Origin of the sequence: Pseudomonas sp. zfem005, from assembly GCF_032621735.1 — a bacterium.
Taxonomy (GTDB): Bacteria; Pseudomonadota; Gammaproteobacteria; order Pseudomonadales; family Pseudomonadaceae; genus Metapseudomonas; species Metapseudomonas solani.
Genome location: NZ_JAVYJE010000005.1, coordinates 482,724 through 500,579, shown reverse-complemented (window position 1 = coordinate 500,579; position 17,856 = coordinate 482,724). Strand labels below are relative to the sequence as shown.

12 protein-coding genes are annotated in these 17,856 nt (G+C 66.8%); 7 read left to right on the top strand and 5 right to left on the bottom strand.

The genetic code is table 11. From position 1 onward, the window contains the following. Positions 1–623, bottom strand: a 623-nt coding sequence (locus RTW82_RS14545) for an aldehyde dehydrogenase family protein (protein ID WP_316925498.1), incomplete at its 3' end; no start/stop codon positions are given. Positions 624–940: 317 nt separating this feature from the next. Here RTW82_RS14545 and RTW82_RS14540 point away from each other — a divergent pair. Further along, positions 941–2,842, top strand: a complete 1,902-nt coding sequence (locus RTW82_RS14540) for a sigma-54-dependent Fis family transcriptional regulator (protein ID WP_316925497.1) — start codon at positions 941–943, stop codon at positions 2,840–2,842. A gap of 266 nt (positions 2,843–3,108) precedes the next feature. Here the strand turns inward: RTW82_RS14540 and phnX are convergent, their stop codons facing one another. From phnX to RTW82_RS14525, 3 genes are all read right to left on the bottom strand, one after another. Further along, positions 3,109–3,936 (bottom strand): phosphonoacetaldehyde hydrolase, encoded by an 828-nt coding sequence (phnX, locus tag RTW82_RS14535; RefSeq protein ID WP_316925496.1) that lies wholly within the window; start codon positions 3,934–3,936, stop codon positions 3,109–3,111. Between the two features lie 22 nt (positions 3,937–3,958). Then, positions 3,959–5,305, bottom strand: a complete 1,347-nt coding sequence (locus tag RTW82_RS14530) for an MFS transporter (protein ID WP_316925495.1) — start codon at positions 5,303–5,305, stop codon at positions 3,959–3,961. A 223-nt stretch (positions 5,306–5,528) separates the two neighbouring features. Then, entirely contained in the window at positions 5,529–6,698 is a 1,170-nt protein-coding gene (locus tag RTW82_RS14525; RefSeq protein WP_316925494.1) for a 2-aminoethylphosphonate--pyruvate transaminase, read from the bottom strand. Between the two features lie 113 nt (positions 6,699–6,811). Here RTW82_RS14525 and RTW82_RS14520 point away from each other — a divergent pair, with 113 nt between their 5' ends. The 6 genes from RTW82_RS14520 to RTW82_RS14495 all read left to right on the top strand — a co-directional run bounded on the left by RTW82_RS14520 (position 6,812) and on the right by RTW82_RS14495 (position 17,264). Then, the gene (locus tag RTW82_RS14520; RefSeq protein WP_316925493.1) at positions 6,812–7,690 is read left to right on the top strand and encodes a LysR substrate-binding domain-containing protein; all 879 of its coding nucleotides are present in this window, start codon (positions 6,812–6,814) and stop codon (positions 7,688–7,690) included. Between the two features lie 181 nt (positions 7,691–7,871). After that, positions 7,872–9,089 carry a glycosyltransferase family 4 protein gene (locus tag RTW82_RS14515; RefSeq protein ID WP_316925492.1) on the top strand — a complete coding sequence of 406 codons (1,218 nt, stop codon included), beginning with the start codon at positions 7,872–7,874 and terminating at the stop codon, positions 9,087–9,089. A 108-nt stretch (positions 9,090–9,197) separates the two neighbouring features. Continuing rightward, on the top strand, positions 9,198–14,792 hold the full coding sequence (locus RTW82_RS14510; protein ID WP_316925491.1) for a calcium-binding protein: 5,595 nt from the start codon (positions 9,198–9,200) through the stop codon (positions 14,790–14,792). 181 nt (positions 14,793–14,973) lie between these two features. Further along, entirely contained in the window at positions 14,974–16,326 is a 1,353-nt protein-coding gene (gene mpl / locus RTW82_RS14505) for a UDP-N-acetylmuramate:L-alanyl-gamma-D-glutamyl-meso-diaminopimelate ligase (protein WP_316925490.1), read from the top strand. Between the two features lie 10 nt (positions 16,327–16,336). Continuing rightward, entirely contained in the window at positions 16,337–16,969 is a 633-nt protein-coding gene (gene ubiX / locus RTW82_RS14500) for a flavin prenyltransferase UbiX (protein ID WP_043245935.1), read from the top strand. Continuing rightward, positions 16,962–17,264: a YceK/YidQ family lipoprotein gene (locus RTW82_RS14495; protein WP_316925489.1), complete on the top strand. Its 303-nt coding sequence runs from the start codon at positions 16,962–16,964 to the stop codon at positions 17,262–17,264. Before ubiX ends, RTW82_RS14495 begins: the two co-directional genes overlap by 8 nt. A 104-nt stretch (positions 17,265–17,368) precedes the next feature. Here the strand turns inward: RTW82_RS14495 and RTW82_RS14490 are convergent, their stop codons facing one another. Further along, positions 17,369–17,836: a YbaK/EbsC family protein gene (locus RTW82_RS14490; protein ID WP_316925488.1), complete on the bottom strand. Its 468-nt coding sequence runs from the start codon at positions 17,834–17,836 to the stop codon at positions 17,369–17,371. Between the last annotated feature and the right edge of the window lie 20 nt (positions 17,837–17,856).

The window sequence follows — 17,856 nt, the reverse complement described above, 5'->3', positions numbered from 1 at the left end:
AGCTTCCAGGCGGCCATCAGCAGCGGGAAGTTCCACGGGATGATCTGCCCGACCACGCCCAGGGGTTCGTGGATGTGGTAGGCGACGGTGTTCTCGTTGATCTCGGCGGCGCCGCCTTCCTGGGCGCGGATGCAACCGGCGAAGTAGCGGAAGTGGTCGGCGGCCAGGGGGATGTCGGCGTTGAGGGTTTCGCGCACGGCCTCGGCGGCGCCGCCTTCCTGGGCGCGGATGCAACCGGCGAAGTAGCGGAAGTGGTCGGCGGCCAGGGGGATGTCGGCGTTGAGGGTTTCGCGCACGGCCTTGCCGTTGTCCCAGGTTTCGGTGACGGCGAGCACTTCCAGGTTGGCTTCGATGCGGTCGGCGATCTTCAGCAGCACCAGGGAGCGGTCCTGCACCGAGGTCTTGCCCCAGGCGTCGGCGGCGGCATGGGCGGCGTCGAGGGCCTTGTCGATGTCGGCGGCGTCGGAGCGGGGGAATTCGGCGATGGGCTGGCCGTTCACCGGCGAGGTGTTGGTGAAGTACTGGCCATTGACCGGCGGGACGAACTCGCCACCGATGTAGTTGCCGTAGCGGGCCTTGAAGGAAACGATGGCGCCGGGGGTTCCGGGTTGGGCGTAACGCATGGTCTATCTCCTGGCTCTTGTGCTTATTGGGGAGTTGGCGCCGAAGCGCTTTGATCAGCATAGAGCAAGGGCCGGGCCAGACCGGTGGAAGCCGCGTGGGACAAGGCTCCAGGCGTTGTGGGGAACGGCCGGCGGGCGAGGGCTGTCGCATGCCTGGTACGTCCCGGGTGACAGACTGTCACGCATCCGGCACAGCGCTCGACCGGTGGGTCACCCGGCGATTGCAAAGCCGCTTGTGCTGGTGGATGCTGCGGCGATGCGGGTGCCCATCGGGGCACGGGCTGCCTCCCGCAAGCCCGCAATGGAGAACGACAAGAATGCACGACCACCTGAGCCGCCACGCTCGGCAAGTGCTGACCGTGGCGCAAGGCAAGGCCCAGTCCAGCGGGCCCGCCGCCGACCCTTCCATCGCCCGCTCCTGGCTGCGCTGCCTGGAGGATTACCACCTCGACCCGGCCCTGCCCATGGCGCCGACCGTGCTCGAACATGCGCGCATGCTCGAGTGCCGCGAAGGCATGCAGCAGGTGCTGGAGATTGCCAGCGGCGAGATGAGCAGCCTTTATCACCAGCTTTCCGGTGCCGGCCATGCGGTGCTGCTCACCGATGCCCGGGGGGTGATCCTCAATTGCGTGACCGCCGGAGCCGAGCGCCAGGCTTTCGAGCGTGCCGGCCTGTGGCTGGGCGCCGACTGGAGCGAGGCCCGCGAGGGCACCAACGGCATCGGCACCTGCGTGATCGAGCGCCAGGCACTGACCATCCACCAGGACGAGCACTTCCGCAGCCGCCACACCGGCCTCACCTGCTCCGCCAGTCCGGTGTTCGACCCCCAGGGCGACCTGCTGGCGGTGCTCGATGTGTCTTCCGCGCGCCACGACCTGTCGCGCCAGAGCCAGTTCCACACCATGGCGCTGGTCAACCTCTCGGCGAAGATGATCGAGAGCTGCTACTTCCTGCGCCGCTTCGAGGGCGAGTGGCTGCTGCGCTTTCACCTGCAGGCCGAGTACGTCGGCCTGTTCAGCGAGGGGCTGATGGCCTTCGACGGCGAAGGGCGCATCCGCGCGGTGAACCAGAGCGCTATCAACCTGCTGGACAGCGCCCGCGAGCGCCTGCTGGGGCAGAGCGTGGAAGCCTTCTTCGACTGCCGGCTGGACGACCTGCTCGGCCGCGCCCAACCACAACCCAATGCCAGCTGGCCGCTGCGTGCGCGCAATGGCCGTGCCCTCTATGCCGTGTTGCGAGGCCAGCCGCGTGCCGTCGCCCGTGCGTTACCGGTGGCACCGAAATCCGCCGTGCCCGGGCTGTGCCTGGGCGACCCGGCGCTGGCCGCCGACTTCCGCCGTGCGCTCAAGGTGTACGAGCGCGACGTGCCCGTGCTGGTCAATGGCGAAACCGGCTCCGGCAAGGAGGCCTTCGCCAAGGCCGTGCACCTGGCCAGTTCCCGCGCTGCGCGGCCCTTCGTGGCGCTCAACTGTGCGGCCATCCCTGAATCCCTGATCGAGAGCGAGCTGTTCGGCTATCGCGGCGGCAGTTTCACCGGTGCGCGCAAGGAAGGCATGCGCGGCAAGCTGCAACAGGCCGATGGCGGCACCTTGTTCCTCGACGAGATCGGCGACATGCCCCTGGCCCTGCAGACCCGTCTGCTGCGGGTGCTGGAGGAACGCCAGGTGGTGCCCATCGGCGGCGAGGCCCAGGCGGTGGACGTGCGCATCATCAGCGCCACCCACCGTGAGCTGGGCGAGCGGGTGAGCAATGGCAGCTTCCGCGAAGACCTTTACTACCGCCTCAATGGCCTGGTGATCGACCTGCCGCCTCTGCGCGAGCGTAGCGACCGCCCCGAGCTGCTCGACCACCTGCTGCACGAAGAAGCCCGTGGCCAGGCCATCCGCCTGGAGCAGGACGCCCGCCAGGCGCTGCTCGACTACGCCTGGCCCGGCAACGTGCGCCAGTTGCGCAACGTGCTGCGCACCCTGGCGGCGCTGTGCGAGGACGGCCGCATCCGCTACGCCGACCTGCCGGCGGACCTGCGCCGTGCACCTGCCCAGGCCCCCATCAACGACTGCGTGGTGCACCCGTTGGAAGACGCCGAACGCAGCGCCCTGCTCGCCGCCCTGGAAAGCCAGCGCTGGCACATGACCCGCACCGCCGAGCAGCTCGGCATCAGCCGCAACACCCTGTACCGCAAGCTGCGCAAGCATTCGATCGAGACGCGCAGTTTGTAGCCAGGCTCGGATGTAGCCCGGGCTTCAGCCCGGGAGTCTCCGTCGGGCTCAGGCCTGTTGATGATGGGTTTCGCTGCGCTCTACGCCATCCTACGGTTCGTGCCTTGCGCTTGGCGCAGGCACCGAGATGACCGGAGTGTAGGGTGGATGGCGCTCTTTCCATCCACCAGGCGATGCTGTATGTGGCACCGAGTCGGGGCAGCGCTGCGGTCTGCTTGGCGACTGAAGTCGCCCCTACAGCCCTACAGGGTGCCCCTCGGGTTTCGTCATGCGCCCTGCGGCATTTCTCCGCGTTTGAGGCGCGCGTTGATGGCGTCGATCACCTGCGGCAGGTCGGCGATGGTGTCGATCAGGTAGTGCGGACGGGCGCCTTCGAATTGCTGGGCGATGCGTGCGCGTTCCTGCTCCAGCTTGTCGGCGGGCAGGGCCTTGAACTGCTCCCAGGTCAGGCCCAGGGCGTTGCCGGAGCAGGTGAGGGCGACCGTCCACATGCCGGCGCTGCGGCCTTCGAGGATGCCTGGCCAGGTGTCGTCCACCTTCACGCAGGCGGCCACGTCGCTGATGCCCAGGGCGATGACGTTGGCCAGTGCCTGGGCCGGGTGCGGGCGACCGTTGGGGACTTCGTCCGTGGCGACCACATGGTCGGCGACGTAGCCGTTCTTCTCCGCCAGTTCCACCACCTTGGCCATCACCGCTGCCGGGTAGCCGGAGCAAGAGCCGATCTTCAGCCCTTTGCCGCGCAGGCTGGCGATGGCCTCCAGGGCGCCGGGGATCAGCGCCGAGTGCAGGGCGATCTTCTCGATCTGCAGGGGCATGAAGCGTTCATAGATCGCAGTGACGTCGTCGTCCGTGGGCAGGCGGCCGAAGGCGGTGCGGTAGCGCTCGGCGATGGCGGGGATGTCGCACAGGGTGCGGATGTGATCCCACTTGCCCATGCCCATCGGGCCGCGCGCTTCCTCCAGGCTCACGGCGACGCCGAACTCGGCGAAGGCCTCGACGAAGATCTGCGTCGGCGCGAAGGAGCCGAAGTCGACCACGGTGCCGGCCCAGTCGAGGACAGCGGCTTGCAGCTGGGTGGGTTGCTGGTAGTTCATGGGTGTCTCCTTGGGAGTGAAGTCAGGAACGGGCGCCGAGGGGTTGGCCGTCGTTGCCGGGTGGGGGGATGAGTCCGTCGAGGACCTTCAGGGTCTTGGGCCGGCTGTTCCAGAACGGCACCAGCATCAGGCTGGCGAGCAGGGCCGCGACGGTGAAACCGATGAATACGGTGGTGGTGTCGAAGTAGCCGGGCAGCAGGCCGCCGAGGATGGCGCCGACCGAGCCGCAGCCGTTGACGAAGCCGGCGGCGGTGCCGGCCGCTTCGGTGGTGCCGAAGTCGATGGCGGCGGAGCTGCTGATCATCGAGTCGGGGCCGTAGAGGGTCAGGCCCAGCATGAACAGCAGGCCGACCACCAGGTACAGGCTGCCGCTCTGCATGGCCGGCACGAACAGGCCCAGGCACAGGGTCAGCGCCACCAGGCTGATGACGCAGGCGGGCATGCGCCGCGCGCCGAACCAGCGGTCGGAGGCGATGCCGATGAGGATCGGCCCCACCAGCCCGGCCACTTCGAAGGCGGTGGGCACGATGGCCGAGGCGACCTTGCCCACGGCGGGCATGCGCTCGTAGACCATCATCGGGCCCCACAGCAGGATCGCGTAGCGCGCCGGCTTGAGCAGGAAGTAGGCGAGGCCGAGGACCAGCACCGTGCGGTTGCCCATGATCTTGCGCAGCGAGACCCAGTGGCTGTCGCGCTCGATCTTCAGCTCGCGGGAGGTCTTCACTTCCACCTCGACCGGCTCCAGCCCTACGTCCTCGGGGCGGTTGCGCTGCAGCAGCCAGAACAGCACCGCCACCACCAGCACCACCGCCGCGCTGGAGACGAAGGCCGCGCGCCAGTCGCCGAACACCTGGTACGCCCACCAGCCGGCGAAAGGCGTGGAGACCAGGCCGCCGAAGGCGTAGCAGGTGCTCCAGTAGCCCAGCACCCGGCCGCGCTCACGGGTGGCGAAGAAGCAGCCGATGTTCTTGCACAGCCCGCTCCAGCCGGTGGACTGCGCCAGGCCCTGGACCACCATGCAGGTGGCGAAGATCGGCAGGGTGGCGAAGGTGCCCATGGCCAGCGCGGCGAGCGCCGAGACCAGCAGCCCGCCGAAGACGATCACCCGCGGGCCGAAGCGGTCGGCGAAGATGCCCCAGGTGAACTGGCCGATGGCATAGGCGGCGAGGTACAGGGCGTCGAGGTTGGCCATGACCGACTTGTCGAGCTCGAAATCCGCGTCCTCGGCGATGCCGAGCTTGGCCACCGAGAAGGCCTTGCGGGTGAAGTAGAAGGCGGCGTAGGCCAGCCAGGTGATGAGGAAGATCTGTACACGCCAGCGCTGGATGGATTGCCATCCGCGCCCTTGGACACCGAGTTGGTTGTTCATGGTTCTGACCCCTATGGGTTTGCCGACAGTGCGAGAGGGAGGCTGTTGTTGTTCTTGGGTACTTCCTGGCTGTCTAAACGCCGGGCCTGGTCAGAAGGGCAGAGGCCGTGCGTCAGGCATGGTGCTGATCGTCTCGGGTGGGCGGGCTCCTCGCCGGCGCGGTCGCCGGCCGATGGGAAAAGGGGCCGCCCGTATCGGGGCACGGGCGGCCAAGGGGCGGATATCAGGCCGCCGTTTTCTCGAGGGTCACGCCCATCGCCTGCAGGGATTCGGCGATGGCGCGCAGCAGCTGGCGGACGATGGGCTCGTCGATCTGGCCGATGCAGCCGATGCGGAAGCTCTCGGCCTGGGTCAGCTTGCCGGGGTAGATGACGAACTGACGGGCCTTGAGCTCGTCGTAGAAGCGCTTGAACTCGAAGGCCGGGTGCTCAGGGCTGAAGAAGGTGGTGATGATCGGCGACAGCCAGCGGTCCTCCAGCAGCGTCTCGAACCCCAGCTCGCGCATGCCGGCCACCAGCACGTCGCGGTTGCGCGTGTAGCGCGCCAGGCGGCCCGGCACGCCACCTTCAGCGGCGTGCTGTTCCAGCGCCGCGTGGAAGGCCACCACGCTGTGGGTGGGCGGGGTGAAGCGCCACTGGCCGGTGCGCTCCATGTAGCGCCACTGCTCCAGCAGGTCGAGGCTCAGGGAGTGGGCGCGGCCGGCGGATTTCTCCAGCAGGTCCCGGCGGATGATCACGAAGCCGAAGCCGGGGATGCCCTCGATGCACTTGTTGGCCGAGGACACCAGGACATCGAAGGGCACCTCGTCCACCGTCAGCGGCACCGCGCCGAAGGAGCTCATGGCGTCGACGATCAGGCGCTTGCCATGGGCCTTCACCACGGCCGCCAGCTCGCGCAGGGGGTTGAGGATGCCGGAGCTGGTCTCGCAGTGGACCAGGAACACCGTGGTCACCTCGGGGTGGGCGCGGAGCAGGGCGTCCACTTCGTCCGGCTGCGGCGGCAGGTAGTCACCCTTGTCCAGCGCGATATGGGCGCGGCCCAGGTAATCGAGGGTCTTGGCGGCGCGCTGGCCGTAGGCGCCGTTCATCAGGATCAGCGCCTTGCCGTCGCGGGGGATGGCGGTGGCCAGGGCGGCTTCCACCGAGAAGGTGCCGCTGCCTTGCAAGGGCACGCAGGCGTAGCTGTCGTCGGTCACCCCGGCCATGGCCAGTAGCTGCTGGCGGATCTCGGCGGTGACGCGGTTGAAGTCGGCATCCCACGAGCCCCAGTCACGCAGCATGGCTTCCTTGGTGGCACGCGAGGTGGTCAGCGGGCCGGGGGTCAGCAGGTAAGGCTCGCCCTGGACCGGCGCGGCGAGGGGCGTATGGGATGCGGGGAATTCGGCGTGGCTCATGATCGTCTCCAGCGGTGGTGGGGGCTGGCGCTGATCAAAGCAATTGGCTAGAAATAAATGAAATCGATTTATGGTATTTCACAAACAAGCTGAGCTTATTAATAGGGGCGGTGATGTCGGTTTCCCAGGCGCAACTCAAGGCCTTCCACGCCGTGGCGGTGCACGGCAACTTCACCCGCGCGGCGGAGCAGCTGTGCCTCAGCCAGCCGGCAGTTTCCGACCAGGTGCGCAAGCTGGAGGAGCGCTTCGGCGTGCTGCTGTTCAACCGCAACAAGCGCTCGGTGCAGCTCACCGAACTGGGTGAACGCCTGCTGGCCATCACCCAGCGCCTGTTCGCCGCCGAAAACGAGGCCGAGGAACTGCTCACCCGCTCCCGCGCCCTGCAGAGCGGCAGCCTGACACTGGCGGTGGACGCGCCCATGCACCTGCTGCCCTACATCGCGCGCTTCTGCGAGCGCTATCCCGGCATCCGCGTGCGTCTGGTGACCGGCAACAGTGATGAATCCCTGCGCCGGCTGTTCGACTACCAGGCCGACTTCGCCGTGCTCGGCCGCCCGGTGGACGACGACCGCCTGATCGCCCATGTGCTCAGCAGCGGCCCGCTGGTGGCCTTCGTCGCCGAAGGCCATGCCTGGGCACGGCGCGACGCCATTCACCTCGCCGACCTGCATCGCACCCCGCTGGTGCTGCGCGAACAGGGCTCCATGACCCGGCAGATGCTGGAAGACGAAATGCGCCGCCTCGACCTCGACACCCACCCCGCCATCGAAGTGGAAGGTCGCGAAGCGGTGTTCGAGATGGTCGTCGCCGGCCTCGGCGTCGGCATCGTCTCCGCCGCCGAACTCGGCTCCAGCCGCGGCGTGCACGTACTGCCCATCCTCGACTTCGAACCGCGCATGACCGAGACGCTGGTGTGCCTGAAGGAGCAGGGGGCGAGGCGGGTGATCGGGGCGTTTTTGGAGGTGATTGGAATCCAGGACGCCAGGTCCTGATTCCTTGCTCAGGCTATTGATCCCCCATTCGTGAGCCGCATCACGCGGCCCGCTTTCCTTGCTCCCCCGTCCCGGTTCATCCTTCGCCTGTGGCGTAGTGCCATGATTTTCTGCCGCTTCTCGCCTGGGCAAACCCGAGGGGTGGCAGCCATGGAAGACCTGCAAAAGGAGTTGCGGCGGGATGCGTGTGCTGTTCATTCACCAGAATTTCCCTGGCCAGTTCCGTCATCTCGCCGCCCATCTGGCGAAGCGGGACGATGTCGAGGTCCTGGCCATCGGTCGCGAGCAGGCGCCTGGGCTGCCGGGTGTGCGGTTGTTGCGCTACAAGCCCCATCGCAAGGCGAGCGCGCAGACGCACCCTTATGTACGCACCTTCGAGGATGGCGTGCTCCATGGGCAGCAGGTGCTGCGCCTGCTGCTGGACCTGAAGGGCAAGGGTTACCGGCCGGATGTGGTGGTCGCCCATCCGGGCTGGGGTGAAAGCCTGTATGTGAAGGAGGCCTTCCCCTCGGCGCGGTTGATCCACTTCTGCGAGTACTACTACCAGGCCCGTGGCGCCGATGCCGGTTTCGACCCGGAATTCCCGCTTGATACCAACGGCGCTGCGAGCATCCGCAGCCGCAATGCGCTGCACCTGCTCAACCTGGAGAACTGCGACCTCGCCATCACACCGACCCAGTGGCAGCGCAGCGTGCACCCCGCGGCCTATCGCGACGCCATGCAGGTGATCCATGAAGGCATCGATATCGCCGGCCTGGGCCCTGATCCCGAGGCCAGCCTGGAGTTGCCCGATGGCCGGGTGCTGAAGGCCGGGCAGCCGATCCTCACCTACGTGGCACGTAACCTGGAGCCCTACCGGGGCTTCCACAGCTTCATGCGGGCCTTGCCGCGCATCCTTGAGGCGCACCCGACCTGCCAGGTGCTGGTGGTCGGTGGCGATGAGGTGAGTTATGGCAGCCGCCCCAAGGGCGCTGCCAACTGGCGCAGCAAGCTGCTGGCGGAGAACCCCATCGACCTGCAGCGCGTGCACTTCCTCGGCAAGGTGCCCTATGCCACCTACAAGCGGGTGCTGCAGGTTTCCGCCGCGCATATCTACCTCACCTATCCCTTCGTCCTGTCCTGGTCCCTGCTGGAGGCCATGGCCAGCGGTTGCCTGATCATCGGTTCGGATACCGCGCCGGTGCGCGAGGTGATCGAGGATGGCCGCAACGGGCTGCTGGTGGATTTCTTCGATGGCGAGCGGATCGCCGAGAAGGCCTTGCAGGCGCTGGCCGAGCCCGAGCGCTTCCAGGCCCTGAGGCGGCAGGCGGTGGTTACCGCACAGAGCTATTCGACGGACAGCGGCATCGCCCGCTACCTCCAGGTGCTGGGCCTCGACTCGGTGATGCAGCCCGCCTGATTGCGACAGCCCCCCGTTCATTTATCCACACCTGCGGATACCTCTTCGGACTACCGAAGGGGCGCGGGTGGTGGCGGTTCGATCGTGTGATCCATCAAAGGAGAGGGTATGGATTTTCAAGGCACAAACGGCAACGACACCCTGGTTGGCGGCGATACGGACGACCAGTTCTATGGCGCTGAGGGGGATGACCTGCTGGTCGGTGGCGCTGGCGTGGATACGCTAGCCGGCGGCCTGGGCAACGACACCCTGCGGGGCGGCTCGGGGGCCGACATCTACCGCTTCGGCCGAGGTAGCGGTCGCGATGTGATCGAGGACGGCGGTGGCGATGGCTTCGTCAATCGCCTCGAGTTCGAGGTGGGCATCCTGCCGGAGGATGTCAGCTGCCGGCGTATCGGCGTGGACCTGGTGCTGAGCCTCGTCGACTCGAATGATCAGGTCATCCTGCGCAACTACTTCTCCAGCGTCGGCCTGCCGGAGATCGCGGAAATCTTCTTTGCCAATGGTGCCCGCTGGTCGCCTTATGACGTGAGGACGCGTGTGGAGAACGCCCCCCAGGGCCAGTTCCTGCAGGGAACGCCGGGCGCTGATTTCCTCCAGGGGACTGGCCAGGCCGACACCCTGGAAGGCGGCGCCGGCAACGACATGCTGAACGGCCTTGGCGGTGATGACCTGCTGCTGGGTGGCGAGGGCGATGACACGCTGGTGGGCGGGCAGGGGTTCGACACCCTGATCGGCGGCCAGGGTAACGACACCTATCGCCTGGCGGGCAGTTGGGGCCAGGTGCTGATCAATGAGCAGGCCATGGAGAGCGGTGTCGATGTGATCGAGATCCTCGACGTGTCATCGCAAGACGTGCGGCTCAGCCGAGTTGGCAATGACCTGATCCTGCTCCGCCAGGGAAGCAGCGACAGGATCACCATCAGCAACTATTTCAATGCCGATGCCCTTGCACCCTACGCCATCGATGAGATCCGTTTCTCCGACCAGATGTGGCGGCCGTTGCAGGTCCTGCAGATGCTCAACGCCGGCACGCCCGGCAACGACACCCTGACGGGAACGGCCGTCCCCGACACCCTTTCCGGTGGCTTGGGCGATGACCAGTTGTTCGGCCTGGGTGACAATGACCAGCTGGACGGTGGCGCGGGCGACGACAGCCTCTTCGGCGGTGCGGGTGACGATCTGTTGCTTGGCGGTGATGGCGACGACTGGCTGGACGGCGGGGAGGGCTACAACCAGCTTATTGGCGGCATGGGCAATGACACCTATGTGGTGGACAGCCCAGGCTACGCCGCTATCACCGAGAACATCGGTGGCGGGATCGACACCGTGCGCAGCAGCAGCATGACCCATACGCTGGGTTACGGCCTGGAAAACCTGGTCCTGACCGGCAGCGCCCGCATCGACGGCTATGGCAACCAGCTGGACAACGACATCACCGGTAACGCCGGCGATAACCGCCTCAAGGGCGAAGCCGGAAACGACCGGCTGTATGGCCTGGATGGCAAGGACACCCTGGAGGGCGGTGCCGGCAACGACAGCCTCTACGGCGGGGCGGGCGACGATACCCTGCTCGGCGACGACGGCGATGATTGGCTGGATGCCGGAAGCGGGGCCGATCTGCTCATCGGCGGTGCGGGCAACGACACCTACGTCATCAGCCAGATCGAGCAACGGATCAGCGAGATGGCCGGGGGTGGCGTGGATACGGTGCGCAGCAGCATCAACTACGGCCTTGTCGGTGCACTCGAGAACCTGGTTCTGACCGGCACGGCGGACCTGAACGGCTTCGGCAACGAGCTGAACAACGAACTGACCGGCAATGCGGGCAACAACATCCTCGAAGGCCGAGCGGGTGATGACCGCCTTGACGGGGGCGCTGGCGACGATCAGCTCAGCGGCGGTTATGGCAACGACACTTACCTGTTCTCGCGTGGCTGGGGTCGGGACACCATTTTCGACAATGGTGACGGCCGCGATGTGATCCTGTTCGGCGCGGATGTCCTGCCGAGCGATATCCAGGCGGTGCATCTGGGCGACGACCTGATGCTCACCCTGAAGGGGGCGTCGGACTCCATCCTGGTCAAGGGCTACTTCCTCAATAACGGGGCGAGCGTCAACTCGATCGAAGAAATCCGCTTCGCCAACGGCGTGGTCTGGACCTTCGGGCAGGTGCGCAGCCTGGTACTCCAGGGGGGCGATGGCGATGACCTGCTCAATGGCTTCAGTACCGCCGATACGTTGAACGGCGGAGCGGGTAACGACACGCTCTTCGGCGCGGAGGGCAACGACCTGCTGATCGGCGGTGCCGGCAACGATGTGCTGAATGGCGGCACCAGCTCCGACACCCTGCGTGGCGGGCTGGGCGACGACACCTATGTGATCGACTCCCTCGGCGATGTGATCCAGGAGAGCCCCAACGAGGGCATCGACACCCTGGAATCCAGCGTCAGCATTAGCTCGACGCTGAGTGCCAATATCGAGAACCTGCGCCTGACCGGCAGCGGCAACCTGACCGGCTTCGGCAACGGCGCGAACAACCTGATCACCGGCAACCAGGGCGCCAACTACCTGATGGGCAACGCCGGCAACGACACCCTGAGCGGGGAGGGCGGCAACGACACCCTCGAAGGGGGCGTCGGCAACGATGTGTACCGTTTCGCCAGGGGCTGGGGTTCGGACACGGTGCAGAACTTCGAGTCCGGCTCCAATGGCCTGGACGTCATCGAGTTCGCTGCCGATATCCTGCCGAGCGATATCCAGGTGTCCCGCAGCGGGGCCAACCTGGTGCTGAGCCTGGGTGGCAGCGGCGATCGCATCAATGTCATCAACTATTTCCTGAGCGATGGCACCACCTCCAATGCGGTGGATGAAATCCGCTTCGCCAATGGCACCCGCTGGACCCTGACGACCATCAAGGCCCTGGCGCTGCAGGGCACCAGCGGCAATGACACGCTGACGGGCTACGCCACTGCCGACAGCATCAGTGGCGGTGCCGGCAATGACAGCATCCTCGGTGGCGATGGCAACGACACCCTGGACGGCGGCAGCGGCGATGATGTGCTCGAAGGGGGCACCGGCAACGATCGGCTGGTCGGGGGCGCGGGCAACGACACCCTGAACGGCGGTGCTGGCAACGACGTCTTCGTGGTCGATTCCGCAGGCGATGTGGTGATCGACAGCAGCGGCACCGACACGGTGGAGGCCAGTGTTTCCTTCACCCTGGGTGCGGGCATCGAGAAGCTGACGCTCACCGGCAGCGCCAACCTCCAGGGCATCGGCAACAGCCTGGACAACACCCTGACTGGCAACACCGGCAACAACCTGTTGCAGGGCGGCGCCGGCAACGATTCGCTGAATGGCGGCGCGGGCAACGACCAGTTGCAGGGTGGTGAGGGCGACGACCTCTACAGCTTCGCCCGTGGCTGGGGCCAGGACGTGATCAACGATACCGAGGGTGCCCTCGACGCTATCGAGTTCGCGGCAGGCATCGCGCCCGGCGATATCACCGTCGGCCACGATGGCGACGACCTGTTGCTGAACCTGTGGGGCAGCACCGACAGCATCCGTGTGGTGGGCTACTTCGGTGCGACTGGAGCCGTGGAGCAGATCCGCTTCGCCGACGGCACCCAGTGGCTGCCGGACCAGCTCCGCTCGCGGGTGCTGCAGGGGAACACCATCGACGACCGCCTGGTCGGTTTCGCCAGCAACGACGTCCTCGACGGCAAGGGGGGCAACGACAGCCTCTTCGGGCTGGCCGGTGACGACACCCTGTATGGCGGGGCCGGCAACGACCTGCTCGACGGTGGCGATGGCAATGACCTGCTCGATGGCTACACCGGCGTCGATACCCTGATCGGTGGCGCGGGTGATGACCGCTACTGGGTGGATGCGGGCGACAGCGTGATCGAAGGCGTGGACGGCGGCATCGACACGGTCGAGTCGCGGGTTTCCTGGACCCTGGGCGACAACGTCGAGAACCTGGTCCTCAGTGGCCCGGCGATCGAAGGCATCGGCAATGCGCTGAACAACGATATCCGTGGCGGCGACGGCAACAACCTGCTGCGCGGGGAGGCGGGCGACGACCGCCTGAACGGCGGGCAGGGCAAGGACACCCTGATCGGCGGGACGGGCAACGACACCTATGTGTTCAACAACTACTGGGGGCAGGACGTCATCCACAACCAGGACGACGGCATCGGCAAGCACGACGTCATCGAGTTCGCCGACTTCAACCCCGAGCACATCCGCTTCCGTCGTGTCGACGACGACCTGGTGTTCGAGCGCAACAACACCCTGGACAGCCTGACCGTCATCGGCTTCTTCGCTGGTGATGGCAAGGGGCCGGCCTCCATCGAGGAGGTTCGTTTCGGCAATGGCGATATCTGGACCGGCGACTTCATCCGCAACAGCCTGCTGCACGGTTCCTATGGCAACGACACGGTGCAGGGCTACTCCACGGACGACGCCCTCTTCGGCGATGACGGCCAGGACGAGCTGCGCGGCTTTGCCGGTAACGACACCCTCGATGGCGGAGCCGGCAACGACACGCTGTTCGGTGGCGCCGGTAATGACTTGCTGCTTGGCGGCCTGGGCGGCGACCGCATGGAAGGCGGTGCCGGCGACGACACCTACCAGGTGGACTCGCTGAGTGACCTGGTGATCGAGAGCGCGGGCGGGGGGATCGACACCGTTGAATCCAGCCTGACCCTGACCCTGGGCGCCAATGTCGAGAACCTCACCCTCACCGGCACCGCTGCCATCAACGGCACCGGCAACGATCTGGACAACCTCATCATCGGCAACGATGCGAACAACGCGCTGTACGGTGGCATCGGCAACAACAGCCTGTTCGGCAGGGGCGGTGATGACCTGCTGGTGACGGGCTCCGGGCAGGACTACCTCGATGGCGGTGACGGCAACGACACCCTGAACGGCAACCTCGGCAACGACACGCTGTTCGGCGGGGCCGGCAATGACGTCCTCAATGGCGGCGATGGCGATGACCGCCTTTATGGTGGCGAGGGCAACGACAGCCTCTATGGCGGCCGTGGCAACGACACCTTCGTGATCGACTCGCCGGGTGACAGCGTCTTCGAGTACCTCAACGAGGGCATCGATACGGTCGAGGCCTCCATCAGCCACAGCCTGGCCTTCGGTGTGGAGAACCTGACCCTGACCGGTGAGGCCGCTATCGACGGGACCGGCAACACCCTGGACAACCAGCTGCGGGGCAACGCGGCGGCCAACCGGCTGTCCGGCGGCGCGGGCAATGACACGCTGATGGGGGGGGCCGGCAACGACACCCTGTCCGGTGGTGCCGGCTCGGATACCTATGTCTTCGGCCTGGGCGACGGCCAGGATGTCATCCAGAACAACGACAGCGTGGCGGGCAGCCTGGACCTGTTGCAGTTCGGCAGCGGCATCTCGGTCGAGCAACTCTGGTTCCGCCAGAACGGCAACGACCTGGATGTCAGCCTGGTGGGCGGCACCGAGCGGGTGAGCATCGAGAACTGGTACGGCGGCAGCGCCTACCACCTCGATCAGTTCAGTTCGGCCGACGGCAAGACCCTGCTGGACAGCCAGGTGCAAGGGCTGGTGGATGCGATGGCCGCCTTCGGCGTGCCGGCGGGGGCCGAGGGCAACCTCACCGCCGCCCAGCGCGACGAGCTGAACCTGGTGATCGCCGCCAACTGGCAGTGACCGCCTGAACGCGTGACGAGGAGCCCCGCCAATCGGCGGGGCTTTTTCGTTGCGGGACGGCGAATGAAATCACCTTCCAACGCTCTACATATGCCGCAGGGCCAGGCTCCGGGCGGGGCCGCTGTGCTAACCTGCGGCATGTTTTTTTCGGGCTCCGGCAGCCCGTTTCCAGAGGTATTCCATGCATATCCATATCCTCGGCATCTGCGGCACCTTCATGGGTTCGCTGGCGGTGCTGGCCAAGGAACTCGGCCACCGCGTCACCGGCTCCGACGCCAATGTCTACCCGCCCATGAGCACCCAGCTGGAGGCCCAGGGCATCGAGCTGATGCAGGGCTACGACCCCGCGCACCTGGACCCGGCGCCGGACCTGGTGGTGGTGGGCAATGCGCTGTCGCGGGGCAACCCGGCGGTGGAGCATGTGCTGAACAAGGGGCTGCCCTATGTTTCCGGCCCGCAGTGGCTGGCGGACCATGTGCTGCAGGGCCGCTGGGTGATGGCGGTGGCCGGTACCCACGGCAAGACCACCACCACCAGCATGCTGGCCTGGGTGCTGGAGCATGCGGGTATGAGCCCGGGCTTCCTCATCGGTGGCGTGCCGCAGAACTTCGGTATCTCGGCGCGCCTGGGCGGCACGCCGTTCTTCGTGGTGGAGGCGGACGAGTACGACAGCGCCTTCTTCGACAAGCGCTCGAAGTTCGTCCACTACCGCCCGCGCACGGCGATCCTCAATAACCTGGAGTTCGACCACGCCGACATCTTCCCGGACCTGCCCGCCATCGAGCGGCAGTTCCACCACCTGGTGCGCACCATCCCCGGCGAGGGCCTGATCATCCACCCCACCACCGAGCCGGCCTTGGTGCGTGTGCTGGAGATGGGTTGCTGGACGCCGGTGCAGACCACCGGTGAAGGCGGCCAGTGGCAGGTGCGCCTGCTCAGCGAGGACGGCTCGCGCTTCGAGGTGCAGTTCGACGGCAAGGTGCAGGGCACCGTGGAATGGACCCTGACCGGCCAGCACAACGTGGCCAACGCCCTGGCCACCCTCGCCGCCGCGCGCCATGTGGGCGTGGTGCCGGAGCTGGGCATCGCCGCCCTGAGCGCCTTCCGCAACGTCAAGCGGCGCATGGAGAAGGTCGCCGAGGTGAAGGGCGTGACCATCTACGACGACTTCGCCCACCACCCTACCGCCATCGCCACCACCCTCGACGGCCTGCGCAAGCGTGTGGGCGAGGCGCCGGTGATCGCCATCATCGAGCCGCGTTCCAACTCCATGAAGCTGGGCGCCCACCGCGACGGCCTGCCCGAAAGCGTGGCCCAGGCCGACCAGGTGATCTGGTACGCACCGCCGAACCTGGGCTGGGACCTGGCCGCAACGGCCGCTGCCTGCCCGGTGCCGGCGGTGGTCTGCGATTCGCTGGAGGCGATCATCGAGCGGGTGAAGGGCCAGGCGCGCCCGGGCACCGAGGTGGTGATCATGAGTAACGGCGGTTTTGGCGGCCTGCACGGCAAGCTGGCCAAGGCGCTGGAAGGCTGAGGACGACGACATGAGCGGACCCGAACGCGTCACCCTGGCGATGACCGGCGCTTCCGGCGCCCAGTACGGCCTGCGCCTGCTGGACTGCCTGGTGCAGGAAGACCGCGAGGTGCACTTCCTCATCTCCAAGGCCGCGCAGCTGGTTATGGCCACCGAGACCGAAGTCACCCTGCCGCCCAAGCCGCAGTCGATGCAGGCCTTCCTCAGCGAATACACCGGCGCCGCGCCGGGGCAGATCCGCGTCTACGGCAAGGAAGACTGGATGGCCCCGGCGGCCTCCGGCTCCGGTGCGCCGGGCGCGATGGTGGTGGTGCCCTGTTCCACCGGCACGCTGTCGGCCATCGCCACCGGTGCCTGCAACAATCTGATCGAGCGCGCCGCGGACGTGGCGTTGAAGGAGCGGCGCAAGCTGATCCTGGTGCCCCGCGAGGCGCCGTACTCCAGCATCCACCTGGAGAACATGCTCAAGCTCTCCAACCTCGGCGCGATCATCCTGCCGGCCTCGCCGGGCTTCTATCACCAGCCGCAGACCATCGATGACCTGGTGGACTTCGTGGTGGCGCGCATCCTCAACCTGCTGGAAATCCCCCAGGACATGCTGCCGCGCTGGGGCGAGCACCACCTGCAGAGCAGCGATGACTGAACCGCGCCGCGCCTGCCTGGGCTTGCTCATCGGCCTGGTGCTGGTGTTCCAGGGCTGCGCCGCCGTGCGCACCCTGGACGCGGCCAAGCCCGGCGCGCCGATTATCTACTCCGGCACTCGGCTGGATTGGTATTCCCTCAATGGCGGTTGCTGCCCCAAGGACCGCTTCGGCGCCGAAGCGCCAGGCTGGGCGGCGCTCGACCTGCCGTTCAGTGCCGTGCTGGAGACGCTGTTGCTGCCCTTCGCGGTGGCGGCGGAGCTGGGCGTTGGGCTGGGTGTGACCGGGGGGAATTGACGCGCCCCTACAGGTGAGCACGCAGAGGCGGACTTCAGGGGTGATGGGTTTCGCTTCGCTCTACCCATCCTACGGAGGTGGATGAGCCCCTCAGCGGCTCGGCCTCAGGTCGGGTCCTGGCAGACATCCACCCATTGCGCGGCGACCAGTTCGGCCATGTGTTGCGGGGCGATGCGTACGGCGCTGTGGATGGCGCCGGCGGCGGGGACCACTTCGTCGAAGGCTTGCAGCGACAGGTCGCAATAGACCGGCAGCGGGGTGGCCAGGCCGAAGGGGCATACGCCGCCGACGGGGTGGCTGGTCAGCGCCTGCACGGTTTCGGCGTCGAGCATCTTGGCCTTGGCGCCGAAGGCTTCCTTGAACTTGCGGTTGTCGATGCGCGCATCGCCGCGCGCCACCACCAGCAGGTGCTGCTCGCCGACGCGGAAGGCCAGGGTCTTGGCGATACGGCCCGGCTCGACGCGGTGGGCTTCGGCGGCCAGGGCGACGGTGGCGGTGCTGGTTTCCAGTTCGATGATGGCGAGTTCGGGGGCCTTCTCGGCGAGGAAGGCGCGTACGGATTCGAGGCTCATTCGGGGCTCCTTGATTTCTG